Annotated in this window: 1 protein-coding gene; it reads left to right on the forward strand. The window is 36.7% G+C overall.

Annotated features, from left to right (window positions below; translation table 11 throughout):
- On the forward strand, nucleotides 1-180 hold a 180-nt coding region (locus tag CXF74_RS22755; RefSeq protein WP_232772625.1), incomplete at its 5' end, for a hypothetical protein.
- Nucleotides 181-479 lie beyond the last annotated feature (299 nt).

Here is a 479-nt window from a genome sequence, read left to right on the forward strand (position 1 = left end):
TTTAGTCCGCTTAATGTGGGCGTTAGTTGGTTTTTAAAATCGTGGTTGGTAATTCTTTCTACGAAGTATTTCTGGCTAAGGTTTGAGTTTGGTAATCTTCAAAGTCGTTGCCTTGTGGTTTTAGTTTGTAACTCGCTCATTCCGCCAAAATATGCTGTCGCTAATAGTCGTCTGGTGTAAAGTTTAACTCGTTAGTTAACCAGAACTCTCGGCTCCATTAGCTCCGCTTATTTTATAATGGCGTCATTCTGGTTTCTAGTTTTAAAATGTAATCACGAATGTGTTGTTTAGTTGAATTATGTCTTAGTTTTTCAAGAGGTTACTAGATAGTTTTTCTAATATTAGTTATCGTGTTTCATTAGGTTATTTTTACCGCCAAACACAACTAACAAGCACTTTAAACGGAACAAAAACAGTTGGCTGTTTCGCTCCGCTACACAATTTTAGCCAACAATTTTTGTCCGCTTAAGTGGGCGTTA

Source organism: Psychromonas sp. Urea-02u-13 (assembly GCF_002835995.1).
GTDB lineage: Bacteria > Pseudomonadota > Gammaproteobacteria > Enterobacterales > Psychromonadaceae > Psychromonas.